This is a genomic window from Polaromonas sp. P3_A5 (assembly GCF_056403055.1).
Genome location: NZ_JBFUGF010000001.1, coordinates 48,825 through 60,823 on the forward strand (window position 1 = coordinate 48,825; position 11,999 = coordinate 60,823).

At 60.2% G+C, this 11,999-nt stretch carries 16 protein-coding genes; 10 read left to right on the plus strand and 6 right to left on the minus strand.

Annotated elements, in window-relative coordinates; translation table 11 throughout:
- Positions 1 to 37: 37 nt before the first annotated feature.
- The 5 genes from lipB to AC1DU8_RS00320 all read right to left on the minus strand — a co-directional run bounded on the left by lipB (position 38) and on the right by AC1DU8_RS00320 (position 3,112).
- Entirely contained in the window at positions 38 to 748 is a 711-nt protein-coding gene (gene lipB, locus AC1DU8_RS00300) for a lipoyl(octanoyl) transferase LipB (RefSeq protein WP_477726336.1), read from the minus strand.
- 28 nt (positions 749 to 776) lie between these two features.
- On the minus strand, positions 777 to 1,094 hold the full coding sequence (locus AC1DU8_RS00305; RefSeq protein WP_457281590.1) for an HP0495 family protein: 318 nt from the start codon (positions 1,092 to 1,094) through the stop codon (positions 777 to 779).
- A gap of 14 nt (positions 1,095 to 1,108) precedes the next feature.
- Positions 1,109 to 2,014, minus strand: a complete 906-nt coding sequence (locus AC1DU8_RS00310; RefSeq protein WP_477667627.1) for a D-amino acid aminotransferase — start codon at positions 2,012 to 2,014, stop codon at positions 1,109 to 1,111.
- A gap of 68 nt (positions 2,015 to 2,082) precedes the next feature.
- Positions 2,083 to 2,628, minus strand: coding sequence for a DUF2062 domain-containing protein (locus AC1DU8_RS00315; RefSeq protein ID WP_457281588.1), 546 nt, complete (start codon positions 2,626 to 2,628; stop codon positions 2,083 to 2,085).
- Positions 2,629 to 2,665: 37 nt separating this feature from the next.
- Entirely contained in the window at positions 2,666 to 3,112 is a 447-nt protein-coding gene (locus AC1DU8_RS00320; RefSeq protein ID WP_477689481.1) for a DUF4149 domain-containing protein, read from the minus strand.
- A 335-nt stretch (positions 3,113 to 3,447) separates the two neighbouring features.
- Here AC1DU8_RS00320 and AC1DU8_RS00325 point away from each other — a divergent pair, with 335 nt between their 5' ends.
- From AC1DU8_RS00325 to AC1DU8_RS00370, 10 genes are all read left to right on the plus strand, one after another.
- A complete protein-coding gene (locus AC1DU8_RS00325; protein WP_457306431.1) occupies positions 3,448 to 3,894 on the plus strand; it encodes an ATP synthase subunit I in 447 nt (148 codons plus the stop codon).
- Between the two features lie 31 nt (positions 3,895 to 3,925).
- Positions 3,926 to 4,777, plus strand: a complete 852-nt coding sequence (atpB, locus tag AC1DU8_RS00330; RefSeq protein WP_457281586.1) for a F0F1 ATP synthase subunit A — start codon at positions 3,926 to 3,928, stop codon at positions 4,775 to 4,777.
- An 87-nt stretch (positions 4,778 to 4,864) separates the two neighbouring features.
- The gene (gene atpE / locus AC1DU8_RS00335; RefSeq protein ID WP_293400282.1) at positions 4,865 to 5,113 is read left to right on the plus strand and encodes a F0F1 ATP synthase subunit C; all 249 of its coding nucleotides are present in this window, start codon (positions 4,865 to 4,867) and stop codon (positions 5,111 to 5,113) included.
- 38 nt (positions 5,114 to 5,151) lie between these two features.
- Complete coding sequence (locus AC1DU8_RS00340; protein WP_457281585.1) at positions 5,152 to 5,622, plus strand: F0F1 ATP synthase subunit B; 471 nt, start codon at positions 5,152 to 5,154, stop codon at positions 5,620 to 5,622.
- A 13-nt stretch (positions 5,623 to 5,635) separates the two neighbouring features.
- Positions 5,636 to 6,166, plus strand: a complete 531-nt coding sequence (locus AC1DU8_RS00345; protein ID WP_477667628.1) for a F0F1 ATP synthase subunit delta — start codon at positions 5,636 to 5,638, stop codon at positions 6,164 to 6,166.
- 58 nt (positions 6,167 to 6,224) lie between these two features.
- Positions 6,225 to 7,778 carry a F0F1 ATP synthase subunit alpha gene (gene atpA / locus AC1DU8_RS00350; RefSeq protein WP_457281583.1) on the plus strand — a complete coding sequence of 518 codons (1,554 nt, stop codon included), beginning with the start codon at positions 6,225 to 6,227 and terminating at the stop codon, positions 7,776 to 7,778.
- A gap of 63 nt (positions 7,779 to 7,841) precedes the next feature.
- On the plus strand, positions 7,842 to 8,708 hold the full coding sequence (gene atpG, locus AC1DU8_RS00355; protein WP_457281582.1) for a F0F1 ATP synthase subunit gamma: 867 nt from the start codon (positions 7,842 to 7,844) through the stop codon (positions 8,706 to 8,708).
- A gap of 60 nt (positions 8,709 to 8,768) precedes the next feature.
- Positions 8,769 to 10,172 (plus strand): F0F1 ATP synthase subunit beta, encoded by a 1,404-nt coding sequence (gene atpD, locus AC1DU8_RS00360; RefSeq protein WP_293400292.1) that lies wholly within the window; start codon positions 8,769 to 8,771, stop codon positions 10,170 to 10,172.
- Between the two features lie 40 nt (positions 10,173 to 10,212).
- A complete protein-coding gene (locus AC1DU8_RS00365; RefSeq protein WP_457281581.1) occupies positions 10,213 to 10,632 on the plus strand; it encodes a F0F1 ATP synthase subunit epsilon in 420 nt (139 codons plus the stop codon).
- Positions 10,633 to 11,266: 634 nt separating this feature from the next.
- Positions 11,267 to 11,410: a hypothetical protein gene (locus tag AC1DU8_RS00370; protein ID WP_457281580.1), complete on the plus strand. Its 144-nt coding sequence runs from the start codon at positions 11,267 to 11,269 to the stop codon at positions 11,408 to 11,410.
- A gap of 42 nt (positions 11,411 to 11,452) precedes the next feature.
- Here AC1DU8_RS00370 and AC1DU8_RS00375 read toward each other — a convergent pair whose 3' ends face one another.
- Entirely contained in the window at positions 11,453 to 11,995 is a 543-nt protein-coding gene (locus AC1DU8_RS00375; protein WP_457281579.1) for a TPM domain-containing protein, read from the minus strand.
- Positions 11,996 to 11,999 lie beyond the last annotated feature (4 nt).

The following is an 11,999-nucleotide window of genomic DNA, read 5'->3' on the forward strand; positions in this document are numbered from 1 at the left end:
CGTGTTGGCGGCAGGTGGTTTTGCACTTCAGGGAGCTTCAAGGCGCCAGGTAGGTGACGAGCTTGCGGCCCAGCACATCCGCGGCTTCCTGCCAGCTTGCCGATACCCCGATTGTAGAAAGGTCTGTGGTTTTGAGCCCCACATACCCGCAGGGGTTGATCCGGGAGAAGGGTTCCAGGTCCATCGCCACATTGAGCGCGACCCCGTGGTAGGTGCAATTCCGGCTGACTTTGATGCCCAGGGCGGCGATCTTCCCAAGGCCGCGAAAAGGGTCCATCGGGTTCACCGGGCCGGTCAGGGCCGCGTGGGAAGCCGGGTCGTCCAGCCGCACATAAATGCCGGGCGAACCCGTTACGCGGTGCCCGGTCACGCCGAAATGCGCCAGGGTCTTGATGACGGATTCCTCGATGCGGTAGACGTATTCCTTGACGTAGTAGCCGGCGCGCTTCAAATCGATGAGCGGGTAGGCCACCACCTGGCCGGGGCCGTGGTAAGTCACCTGGCCGCCACGATTGGTCTGCACCACCGGGATGCTGCCGGGGTTCAGCACATGGTCGCTTTTACCCGCCAGCCCCTGGGTGTAGACCGGCGGGTGCTCACAAATCCATAGCTGGTCGCGCTCATCCTGATTGGGTTTCAGGCCATTCCCACTTGAAATTCCGGCGCTGCGCGCCGCCGTGAAGGCCTGCATGGCTTCGTAGGTGGACAGGTAATCAACCCGACCTAGTGTGCGTGTTTCGGCCTGCATGTGCGGCGGCTTTCCCGTTGGGTCGTGACTACAACACGACCTTGACCATCGGATGCGTCGACAGCGTGCGGTAAAGCTCGTCGAGCTGCTCGCGGCTGGTGGCGGTGACAGTGATGGTGACGCCCAGGTATTTGCCGCCCTTGCTTTCGCGCAGCTCGATGGTGGAGGCGTCGAAGGCCGGGTCGAACTGGTGCGCGATGGACGTGATGGCCGCCACCATGCCGTCGACCTTTTCACCCATCACCTTGATCGGGAACTGCGAGGGATATTCGATCAGCGATTCCTGGCGCGAGGGCTCCGTTCCGGGAACTCCGATGATTTTGGGGATGCTGGGGGAAGTCGTCATGGCAATGGGTCCTTTCAGGCCACTTTGGCACGCTGGTATTGAGCGTACAGCTTTGCATAAATGGGGCCAGGTTTGCCTTTTTCCACTCCGTGGCCGACCGCCTGGCCGTCCAGCAGGGTGATGGGCAGAACCTCCTTGGTGGCCGACGAAAGCAGCAGCTCGTCCGCTGCCAGCACTTCGGCGCGGGTGATGCGGCGCAGCTCAAAAGGAATGCCCGCCGCGCGGCACATCTCTTCGATCAGGCCAAAGCGGATGCCTTCAAGGACCAGGTTGTCCCTGGGCGGCCCCGAGACTTTGCCGTCCTTGACGATCCAGACGTTGCTGGAAGCGGCTTCGCTCAGGTAGTCGCCGCGGAACATCACGGTTTCGACCGCGCCGGCGTCGACGCTGATCTGGCGCGAAAACACCGCGCCCAGCAGGCTGGTGCTTTTGATGTGGGCCTTTTCCCAGCGGAAGTCGTCGGCGGTGACGCAGGCCACACCTTTTTCGCGTGCCTGGTCGCTGGGCAGCTTCATCGGGTTGCACATCACAAAGACGGTGGGTGTCAGGCCCGGCAGCATGGGATGGTCGCGCATGGCCACGCCGCGGGTGATCTGGATGTACACCAGTTGATTGCCTTTTTCGGCTGGGGCGCCCGTGGATTGTGCGCAAGCAGCTATCAATTTAAGAGCAATATCCAGCCACCCGGTACGGGTCAGCGGGTTGGTGATGCGCAGCTCGGTGAGGCTGCGTTCCAGCCGCGCCATGTGCTGCTCAAAACGAAACGGCTTGCCTGCATACGCCGGCACCACTTCATAAATACCGTCGCCGAAGATGAAGCCACGGTCCATCACGCTGATCTTGGCGTCTTTGAGCGGGGTGAATTCGCCGTTGAGGTAGCAGGGGGTGTCGGGAAGGGGGCTGGCGGGAAGCGTGGTCATGGGTCTGTTTGAAAAGGAAATGAAAGTGCGTCGGAATGGCTGCTGGTGGACGGCCTGTACCGGATTGTCTAACGTCTGGCCGTTTGCCGGCGGCGGCGTTTGAACCAGATGCGAACGCGCCAGCCCAGCTTGACCAGCAGATAGCCGGTAATCGAGCCCAGCACGGCAAAGATGCCCATGCCCAGGATGGCAGGCCCGCCGAAGGAGGCTGCCCACGCCACGATGCCTGCGCCTTCCGAGATGCGGATGGGCGGCGGCGCGTCCAGCAGCAGATCGCCCACCTGATAGGCCAGCCAGAGCCAGAAGCCCACGGTGAAAGGGTTGGTAATGAAGGTGATGCCGGCGGCCACCGGAATATTGGCGCGCCACCAGACGCTGTGGGCGGCGGCCGCCACGGTTTGTGCAAATGGCAGGGCAAAGGCCCAGAATATGCCGATGGCCACACCGCGCGCCACGGCCTCGTGCTGCAGCCGCCACAGCTGGGGATCCAGCAGGCGGTGGGCCACCGGTTTGAGCCACCGGTTTTGCGCCAGGACTTCACGTGTCGGCACGGATGCTTTCAGCCGGTCCGTCCAGTGCCGGTGTTGCGGCGCCTTCCTTTTAGGGGCGCTCATGGCAGGCGGTTTTCAAGATGGCCGGTTTGCTCCGGCATCAGGCAACAAAGATCACGGCGGCGATCGCCAGCGCGCCCAGCACCAGGTTGACCATGGCCAGGGTGGCGATTTGCCCGACACGGCGTCCGCCTTCAGGCCAGTCGGATGCGCTGACAGCGAGCTTCAGGCGCCGGAAAGGGCCGAAATACAGATGCCCGAACAGCGCGAACATCAAGAGGCCGACGCCGAACATCAGGTGCCAGCCCAGGGGGGCGGTTTTCATGCCCGCGGCCAGCAGCATGGCCAGGCCTGTCACCAGCAGGACGCCGATGGTGCCCCAGACCAGAGCGAAAAATCGCTGCATGACCTTTGCGATGAGCGGTAGGCGTTGGGGTGGCGCCAGCTGTTCGGCGACGGCAGGCCGCAAGGCGAACAGCATGAATACCACCCCGCCCAGCCAGGCAATGGCGGCGGCAATGTGCAGGAATTTCATCAGGGCGGGCATGGCTTCTTTCGGTGGGTGGAAGGTGATGGATGCGGGGCTTGGGCCATCGTGGAGCATCACGTGCAACTACGTAGGAGGGTCGGCGCGCCGCAGTCGCCGGACAATTGTGAACCACCCGCTGCGAGCCGCACCCAAATGATGCGAATCGCCCCTAATTCATATTCAGGCCGGGGGTTTTGTCGGATACGCAGGGGTTTCTACGTATAATCAAGGGCTTTGCTGATAACGGCCCTGTAACTTTTCCGTAATTTGTGACGACCAAAATGGCAAATTCGGCAAAGTCAGCGACAAACCCGGGAAATCCGGGTGCGACAGGGCGTAGTGTCACGGAAGAGATGGAGACTGGCGATGAGGGTTTCAAGCCCTTGACGCGTGAAGAGGCCCAAAAGCTTCGTGAAGCGGACCCCTCGGTTTCCCCTTGGGTGGTATTGGCAGGGCAAAGTGTGGTGGGTCTTGTGGTGGCGCTGGCCGCCTGGGGATTGACCGGAAGGCAAAGTGCAGGCTGGTCCGCCCTTTATGGTGCGCTGGCGGTGGTCATCCCGGGTGCGTTGTTTGCGCGCGGCCTGACCAGCAAAATGTCTTCAATGAATCCGGGCGCTGCGGTGGCTGGATTTTTTTTGTGGGAAATGGTCAAGATTGGCCTGACGGTAGCGATGTTGTTCGCTGCTCCCCGAATGGTTTCGGATTTGAGCTGGCCGGCAATGCTGGTTGGCCTTGTAGTGACAATGAAGGTGGTCTGGCTGGTGCTTTGGTTCCAGTCCCGGCCGAAAAAGTTGGCGTAATCCATTTTCAAGAGTTGAAAAGAGTTCGTAAATGGCTGAATCTTCCGGAAACGCTTTGACCGCTGGTGAGTACATTGGTCACCACCTGGTCCATCTGCAAAACCACAAACAGACTGGCATCGTCGACTTTTCCGTTGTCAATTTCGACACGATTTTCTGGGCCATCACCCTGGGTGTGATCGGTATGTTCGTGATGTGGCGTGTGGCCAAAAGCGTGCACGCCGGCGTTCCCGGCCGCCTGCAGGCGGCTGTTGAAATCCTGCTCGAAATGGTGGACAGCCAAGCCAAGGGCATCGTTAAAAACGCCGAATCGCGCAAGGCCGTCGGCCCACTGGCGCTCACCGTATTCATCTGGATTTTCCTGATGAACTCCATGGACTTCCTGCCTGTCGACCTGTTCCACACAATTTTTGCTGTGACCGGCCTCGATCACAGCATTCACAACTTCCGCGTGGTTCCCACGGCCGACCTCTCGGCCACGCTGGGCATGTCCTGCGGCGTGCTGCTGGTTTGCCTGTACTACAACGTCAAGATCAAGGGTTTTGGCGGCTGGGTGCATGAGCTGTTCTCGGCCCCGTTCGGCGACAAATGGTTTTTGTATCCCGTCAACTTCCTGATGCAGATGATCGAATTTGCCGCCAAGACCGTATCTCACGGCCTCCGGCTTTTCGGCAACATGTACGCGGGCGAACTGCTGTTCATGCTGATCGCGCTGATGGGTGCAGTGGGCTTCGGCTCTGCGACCGGTGTATTCCTCTTCATCGGCCATGTGCTCGCGGGCACGGGCTGGGCAATCTTCCACATCCTGATCGTTGCGCTGCAGGCGTTTATTTTCATGATGTTGACGCTGGTCTATGTGGGGCAGGCCCACGACCATCACTGATTCTCACGAATCAGTTTCCCCTGGTTTTCTGGTTTCCGCTTTCTTTTTTTTATTTTTGTTAGTTAGTTAAATCCATAGGAGCATTAAATGGAACACGTACTCGGTTTTGTCGCTTTGGCCGCTGGCCTGATCATTGGCCTGGGCGCTGTCGGCGCATGTATCGGCATCGGCATCATGGGTAGCAAATACCTCGAAGCCGCTGCACGCCAGCCAGAGCTGATGAACGAACTGCAGACCAAGATGTTCCTGCTGGCCGGTCTGATCGATGCCGCTTTCCTGATCGGCGTGGGTATTGCCATGCTGTTCGCATTTGCCAACCCGTTTGTGTTGAAGTAAATCGCACGCCTTTCTAGACAACCTACAGAGGTGCCGCTGTGAGTATTAACTCCACATTCTTTGCGCAGCTCGTCGTGTTTGCGATTCTGGTGCTGTTCACGATGAAATTCGTGTGGCCACCGATTGCAGCTGCGCTCGACGAACGCGCCCGGAAGATCGCCGACGGCCTTGCCGCTGCCGATAAAGCCAAGTCTGAACTTTCCGTTGCCAACAAGCGCGTGGAAGAAGAACTGGCCAAATCGCGCAACGAATCGGCAGTGCGCCTGGCGGAAGCCGAGCGCCGCGCCCAGGCCCTGATTGAAGAGGCTAAGGCCCGCGCAACCGAAGAAGGCAGCAAGATCATTGCCGCCGCCAAGGTTGAGGCCGAGCAGCAAACCGTCAAGGCCCGCGAGACCCTGCGTGAGCAGGTCGCCGCACTGGCCGTCAAGGGTGCAGAGCAGATTCTGCGCAAGGAAGTCAATGCCGGTGTGCATGCTGACTTGCTGGGTCGCCTGAAGACCGAACTTTAAGCGAGCGTAAAACATGGCCGAACTAGCCACCATTGCCCGTCCCTACGCTGAAGCGTTGTTCAAGGCCTCTGGTTCCGACCTGGGCGGTACTGCCGTCTGGCTCGATGAGCTTGCAGCCATTGCCGCCAACGTGCAGTTGCAGCAATTTGCGGGCAACCCCAGCGTGACGGTAAACCAGACGTTTGACGTAGTTTCCGGGGTGGCCAAAACGAAGCTGCCGGAAGCCGCCAAGAACTTCCTGCGGACCGTGATCGAGAACGGCCGCATCAGCGTCCTGCCGGAAATCGCCGCACAGTTTCGCGCACTGAAAAATGCGCAAAGTGGTTCTTCGGATGCCACCGTTTACAGCGCATTCCCGCTGGAAGGCGCTGCGCTGGCCGATTTGGCAACAACGCTGGAAAAGCGGTTTGGCCGCAAGCTCAACCTTTCGGTCGAGCTTGAGCCGGCGCTGATCGGTGGCGTACGTGTCGTGGTGGGTGACGAGGTGTTGGACACCTCGGTCAAAGCCCGTTTAGAGCAAATGAAAGTGGCGCTGATTTCCTGAGCTTGCGCTCAGGCGCGCCCCGGTTTTTAGCCAACAACATAGAAAGAAGGAAAGAGTCATGCAACTCAATCCCGCAGAAATTTCTGAACTGATCAAGAGCCGCATCGAAGGCCTGACAGCCAGTGCCGATGTGCGCAACCAGGGCACCGTGGTGTCCGTGACCGACGGTATCGTCCGCATCCACGGCCTGTCCGACGTGATGCAAGGCGAAATGCTGGAGTTCCCCGCAACCGCCGACGGCACGCCTACTTATGGCCTGGCGCTGAATCTGGAGCGCGACTCTGTCGGCTCCGTGATTCTGGGCGAGTACGAGCACATCGCCGAAGGCGACACCGTGAAGTGCACGGGCCGTATTCTGGAAGTGCCTGTGGGTCCTGAGCTGCTTGGCCGTGTGGTCAACGCACTGGGCCAGCCGATTGACGGCAAAGGCCCGATCAATGCCAAACTCACCGACGTGATTGAAAAGGTTGCGCCCGGCGTGATCGCCCGTAAATCCGTTGACCAGCCCCTGCAGACCGGCCTGAAGTCCATTGACTCCATGGTGCCCGTCGGCCGCGGCCAGCGCGAACTGATCATCGGTGACCGCCAGACCGGCAAGACCGCTGTGGCCATCGACGCCATCATCAACCAGAAGGGCAAGGGCGTTTCCTGCGTCTACGTCGCCATCGGCCAGAAGGCCTCGTCGATCAAGAACGTGGTGCGCTCGCTCGAGCAAGCCGGCGCGATGGAATACACCATCGTCGTGGCAGCTTCGGCTTCCGAATCCGCCGCCATGCAATATGTGAGCGCCTACTCTGGCTGCACCATGGGCGAATACTTCCGCGACCGCGGCGAAGACGCGCTGATCGTGTATGACGATTTGTCCAAGCAGGCCGTGGCTTACCGCCAGGTCTCGTTGCTGCTGCGCCGTCCACCAGGACGCGAAGCCTATCCCGGCGACGTGTTCTATCTGCACAGCCGCCTGCTCGAGCGCGCAGCACGCGTGAACGAAAAGTACGTTGAAGACTTCACCAAGGGTGCCGTCAAGGGCAAGACTGGTTCGCTGACCGCGCTGCCGATCATCGAAACGCAGGCCGGCGACGTGTCCGCTTTCGTGCCAACCAACGTGATCTCGATCACCGACGGCCAGATCTTCCTGGAAACCAGCCTGTTCAATGCCGGTATTCGTCCCGCCATTAACGCCGGTATCTCGGTGTCCCGCGTCGGCGGCGCTGCCCAGACCAAGCTGATCAAGAACCTGTCCGGCGGTATCCGTACCGACCTGGCCCAGTACCGTGAACTGGCTGCCTTCGCGCAGTTTGCTTCCGATCTGGACGAAGCCACCCGCAAACAGCTGGACCGCGGTGCCCGCGTGACCGAACTGCTCAAGCAAGCCCAGTACTCGCCTTTGTCCATCTCCAACATGGCCGCCACGCTGTTCGCAGTGAACAAGGGCTTCATGGACGACATCGAAGTCAAGAAGGTCCTGGCTTTCGAACACGGCCTGCACGCCTTCCTGAAGGACAAGAACGCGGCCCTGATGGCCAAGCTCGAAGCCAACAAGGCCATGGACAAGGATGCTGAGGCTGAACTGAACGCGGCTGTGGCCGAGTTCAAGAAGTCGTTTGCCTGATCTCGCCTGACGCATCGTCAAGCAAGTAATTAAGCAACCCTCAGGAACCCCTTAGGAATCCATATGGCAGCAGGCAAGGAAATACGCGGCAAGATCAAATCGGTGGAAAACACCAAGAAGATCACCAAGGCCATGGAGATGGTGGCCGCCTCCAAGATGCGCAAGGCGCAGGAGCGGATGCGCGCTGCCCGTCCTTACAGCGACAAGATCCGCAACATCACGGCCAACCTGAGTCAGGCCAACCCCGAATACACCCATGCGTTCATGGAGTCCAACGACGCCAAGGCCACCGGGTTCATCGTGGTGACGACTGACAAGGGCTTGTGCGGCGGCATGAACACCAACGTGCTGCGCGCCGTGACCTCAAAGCTCAAGGAAGTGCAGGCCGCCGGCCATGATGCGAAGGCTGTGGCCATCGGCAACAAGGGCCTTGGTTTTCTGAACCGGGTCGGCGCCAAGGTGGTGTCGCACGCGACGCAGCTCGGCGACAAGCCTCACCTGGAAAAGCTGATCGGCCCCGTCAAGGTGCTGCTCGACGCGTACAGCGAAGGCAAGATCAACTCGGTGTACCTGTGCTACACCAAGTTCATCAATACCATGCGCCAGGAACCGGTGGTCGAGCAGCTGCTGCCTTTGACGGCAGCACACCTGCAGGCCGATAAAGACCAGCACGGCTGGGACTACATCTACGAACCCGATGCGCAGACCGTGATCGACGATTTGCTGATCCGCTATGTGGAAGCGCTGGTGTACCAGGCAGTTGCCGAGAACATGGCGTCCGAGCAGTCTGCCCGCATGGTGGCCATGAAGGCCGCCACCGACAACGCCGGCAGCGTGATCGGCGAACTCAAGCTGGTGTACAACAAAACGCGTCAAGCGGCGATCACGAAAGAACTTTCGGAAATCGTTGCCGGTGCTGCAGCGGTCTGATAGTGGTTTAGGCCGCCACACCCGATTTAAAGATTTAAAGAAACGAAAGAGGATTCAATCATGGCTCAAGCTCAAGGCAAGATTGTTCAGTGTATTGGTGCGGTGGTTGACGTGGAATTCGCGCGCGACCAGATGCCCAAGATCTATGACGCGTTGAAAATGGAAGGCTCCGCGCTGACGCTGGAAGTCCAGCAGCAGCTGGGCGACGGCATCGTGCGTACCATCGCGCTGGGCACGTCCGACGGCCTGCGCCGCGGCAACATGGTGTACAACACCGGCGCCAACATCACGGTTCCCGTGGGCAAAGCCACGCTGGGCCGCATCATGGACGTGCTGGGCGCGCCCATCGACGAGCGCGGCCCGGTCGACCAGACGCTGACCGCCCCCATCCATCGCAAGGCGCCTGCCTACGACGAACTGTCGCCATCGCAGGAACTGCTGGAAACCGGCATCAAGGTGATCGACCTGGTTTGCCCGTTCGCCAAGGGCGGCAAGGTGGGCCTGTTCGGCGGCGCCGGCGTCGGCAAGACCGTGAACATGATGGAACTCATCAACAACATCGCCAAGGCGCACTCGGGTCTGTCCGTGTTTGCCGGTGTGGGTGAACGTACCCGCGAAGGCAATGACTTCTACCACGAGATGGCCGACTCCGGCGTCGTGAACCTCGAGAACCTCGGCGAATCCAAAGTGGCCATGGTCTACGGCCAGATGAACGAGCCCCCAGGAAACCGTCTGCGCGTGGCGTTGACCGGCCTGACAATCGCCGAATCCTTCCGTGACGAAGGCCGCGACGTGCTGTTCTTCGTGGACAACATCTACCGCTACACGCTGGCCGGTACCGAAGTGTCCGCACTGCTGGGCCGTATGCCTTCCGCCGTGGGTTACCAGCCTACGCTGGCCGAAGAAATGGGCCGCCTGCAAGAGCGTATTACCTCCACCAAGGTTGGCTCCATCACTTCCATCCAGGCCGTTTACGTTCCTGCCGATGACTTGACCGACCCGTCGCCTGCCACGACCTTTGCCCACCTGGACTCCACCGTGGTGCTTTCGCGTGACATCGCTTCGCTGGGTATCTACCCTGCGGTTGACCCGCTCGACTCGACCAGCCGTCAGCTGGATCCGAACGTCGTGGGCGAAGACCACTACGCCACGGCCCGCGCCGTGCAGGGCACGCTGCAGCGCTACAAGGAACTGCGCGACATCATTGCAATTCTGGGCATGGACGAACTGGCTCCCGAAGACAAGCTGGCCGTAGCCCGCGCCCGCAAGATCCAGCGTTTCCTGTCGCAGCCTTTCCACGTGGCTGAAGTGTTTACCGGCTCCCCCGGCAAGTACGTCAGCCTGGCTGAAACCATTCGCGGCTTCAAGATGATTGTGGCCGGCGAGTGCGATCACCTGCCCGAGCAAGCGTTCTACATGGTCGGCACGATTGACGAAGCGTTCGAAAAGGCCAAGAAGGTTTAAGGGCTCAGGCCCTGCAACTTTTTTCCATTAAGGAGCGTTTATGTCAACCACCATTCACGTCGACGTGGTCTCCGCGGAAGAGTCCATCTTCTCCGGTGAAGCGCACTTTGTCGCTTTGCCCGGCGAGGCCGGCGAGCTGGGCATTTACCCGCGCCACACCCCGCTGATCACCCGCATCAAGCCGGGCGCCGTGCGCATCGAAAAGGCTGACGGCAGCGAAGAATTCGTGTTCGTGGCCGGCGGCTTGCTTGAAGTGCAACCGAACTGTGTCACCGTGCTGTCCGACACCGCCATTCGCGGCAAGGACCTGGACGAAGCCAAGGCGCTGGAAGCCAAGGCAGCTGCTGAAGAAGCGTTGAAAAACGCAAAAAGCGATATCGATATTGCCATGGCCCAGTCCGAGCTCGCCGTCATGGCCGCCCAGATTGCCGCTTTGCGCAAATACCGCCAGAAAAAGTAATAAGCCTCCATGCTTCAGGAAAAACCGGCCAAAGGGCCGGTTTTTTATGGGCGCTTCGATCTGGAGAAATTCGAATCAATTTGCCCGCTCATGCAGTTGGCGAAGCGCTCACAGTCATTCCTGAAAATGACGAAGATGGTTGTTTTGTGCTCCCTCTGCGTAGCGGGCCAACTGGCTGGCCACCCGAGTCCTTCATTGGAACCTTTGCGAATGTCTACCTTGGGGCGGCCGATATCCGCACGCGTACGCCGGGCGAACGGCTGATCCGCTAGACGCCGACCATCCGTGGGTCGAGGACGGAGGGCGCGGCGTTTGTTTTATCGAGAAGGTAGTGCAATCGGCGCGCAGCGAGCAGAAGCGGACGTCGATGAAGTAGCTTCCCGCAGCCATGAGTGGCTGCGGCGCGACGTTCCCATTGCACCATGCGGAAACCGGGCGTGCTTCCGCTATTTGAGCGAAAAAAGGCCTCCAGCCCATACAGGGTGAGCGCAAGCAGCTATCAAATAGGGAGCGTTTTCCGAAAAAACGCTTGGGCTGAGCCAGCAAGGTAACAACTGGACACGCTAAATGACAGCCATGGCCCGGGCTGCTCCCTTATCGTTGTGACGGGTTCAAGCCAGCAACGAGGTGCGAAATGGACAGTCTTTTAGACAGCCTGATATGGGGAGAAGAAGCGTCGCCGGAGCGTCGGGCCAGACGCGCGCGCAAAGCCTGGCTGACGCGGGTTGTGCTCGCGGCAGTCGCCCTCTTTGTGTTGGTCGTGGTTCTGGCGCCCTGACGCGACGCTATCGGCGACAGGCCTGCGGTACCTGCCAACCGGCTATTGCAGCCAGGGTGCGTCGGGCAGTTCGTTGGGATTGTCGGGTGCGTCGCCCTGCGTGCCATCGATGGCGAAGTGCGCCATCAGCAGCGCCGAGGTTTCTTCCAGTGCCTGCGTCAATCCGTCCTCGTACCGGTTCTCCCTGAATGCCTGGGCCATGCGCACCACCATGGCCTGCCACTGCGCCTGATTCACATGGCGCGCCACGCCGCGGTCCGCCACGATTTCAATGGCGTGCTCGGCCAGCAGCAAATAAATCAGCACGCCGTTGTTGTGTTCGGTGTCCCATACCCGCAGCTTGCCGAACATCGTGAGGGCGCGCTGGCGCGTCAGCCGTGCGATGGTGTTTTCCTTGTTCATCCGCCACAGATAGCTGATGGGCAACGAAGCCTCCACGCATATCCGTATTTCGCCGCTGTGCCGCCGCTCGCTGGCCGCCACCCGGCTGGCCAGCTGGTTGAGCATGTCGGGTGCAATCGCGCGCTGGGCATCGGAGGCGTCCAGCCAGAGGTGCTTGAGGATGGTCTTGAGTTTATTGGGCATGTGC

Coding starts and splice junctions, on each gene's coding strand:
- lipB (WP_477726336.1), bottom strand. CDS start 748: ATGCAGGCCGAAACACGCACACTAGGTCGGGTTGATTACCTGTCCACC.
- AC1DU8_RS00305 (WP_457281590.1), bottom strand. CDS start 1,094: ATGACGACTTCCCCCAGCATCCCCAAAATCATCGGAGTTCCCGGAACG.
- AC1DU8_RS00310 (WP_477667627.1), bottom strand. CDS start 2,014: ATGACCACGCTTCCCGCCAGCCCCCTTCCCGACACCCCCTGCTACCTC.
- AC1DU8_RS00315 (WP_457281588.1), bottom strand. CDS start 2,628: ATGAGCGCCCCTAAAAGGAAGGCGCCGCAACACCGGCACTGGACGGAC.
- AC1DU8_RS00320 (WP_477689481.1), bottom strand. CDS start 3,112: ATGCCCGCCCTGATGAAATTCCTGCACATTGCCGCCGCCATTGCCTGG.
- AC1DU8_RS00325 (WP_457306431.1), top strand. CDS start 3,448: ATGGAGACTGGCGATGAGGGTTTCAAGCCCTTGACGCGTGAAGAGGCC.
- atpB (WP_457281586.1), top strand. CDS start 3,926: ATGGCTGAATCTTCCGGAAACGCTTTGACCGCTGGTGAGTACATTGGT.
- atpE (WP_293400282.1), top strand. CDS start 4,865: ATGGAACACGTACTCGGTTTTGTCGCTTTGGCCGCTGGCCTGATCATT.
- AC1DU8_RS00345 (WP_477667628.1), top strand. CDS start 5,636: ATGGCCGAACTAGCCACCATTGCCCGTCCCTACGCTGAAGCGTTGTTC.
- atpA (WP_457281583.1), top strand. CDS start 6,225: ATGCAACTCAATCCCGCAGAAATTTCTGAACTGATCAAGAGCCGCATC.
- atpG (WP_457281582.1), top strand. CDS start 7,842: ATGGCAGCAGGCAAGGAAATACGCGGCAAGATCAAATCGGTGGAAAAC.
- atpD (WP_293400292.1), top strand. CDS start 8,769: ATGGCTCAAGCTCAAGGCAAGATTGTTCAGTGTATTGGTGCGGTGGTT.
- AC1DU8_RS00365 (WP_457281581.1), top strand. CDS start 10,213: ATGTCAACCACCATTCACGTCGACGTGGTCTCCGCGGAAGAGTCCATC.
- AC1DU8_RS00370 (WP_457281580.1), top strand. CDS start 11,267: ATGGACAGTCTTTTAGACAGCCTGATATGGGGAGAAGAAGCGTCGCCG.
- AC1DU8_RS00375 (WP_457281579.1), bottom strand. CDS start 11,995: ATGCCCAATAAACTCAAGACCATCCTCAAGCACCTCTGGCTGGACGCC.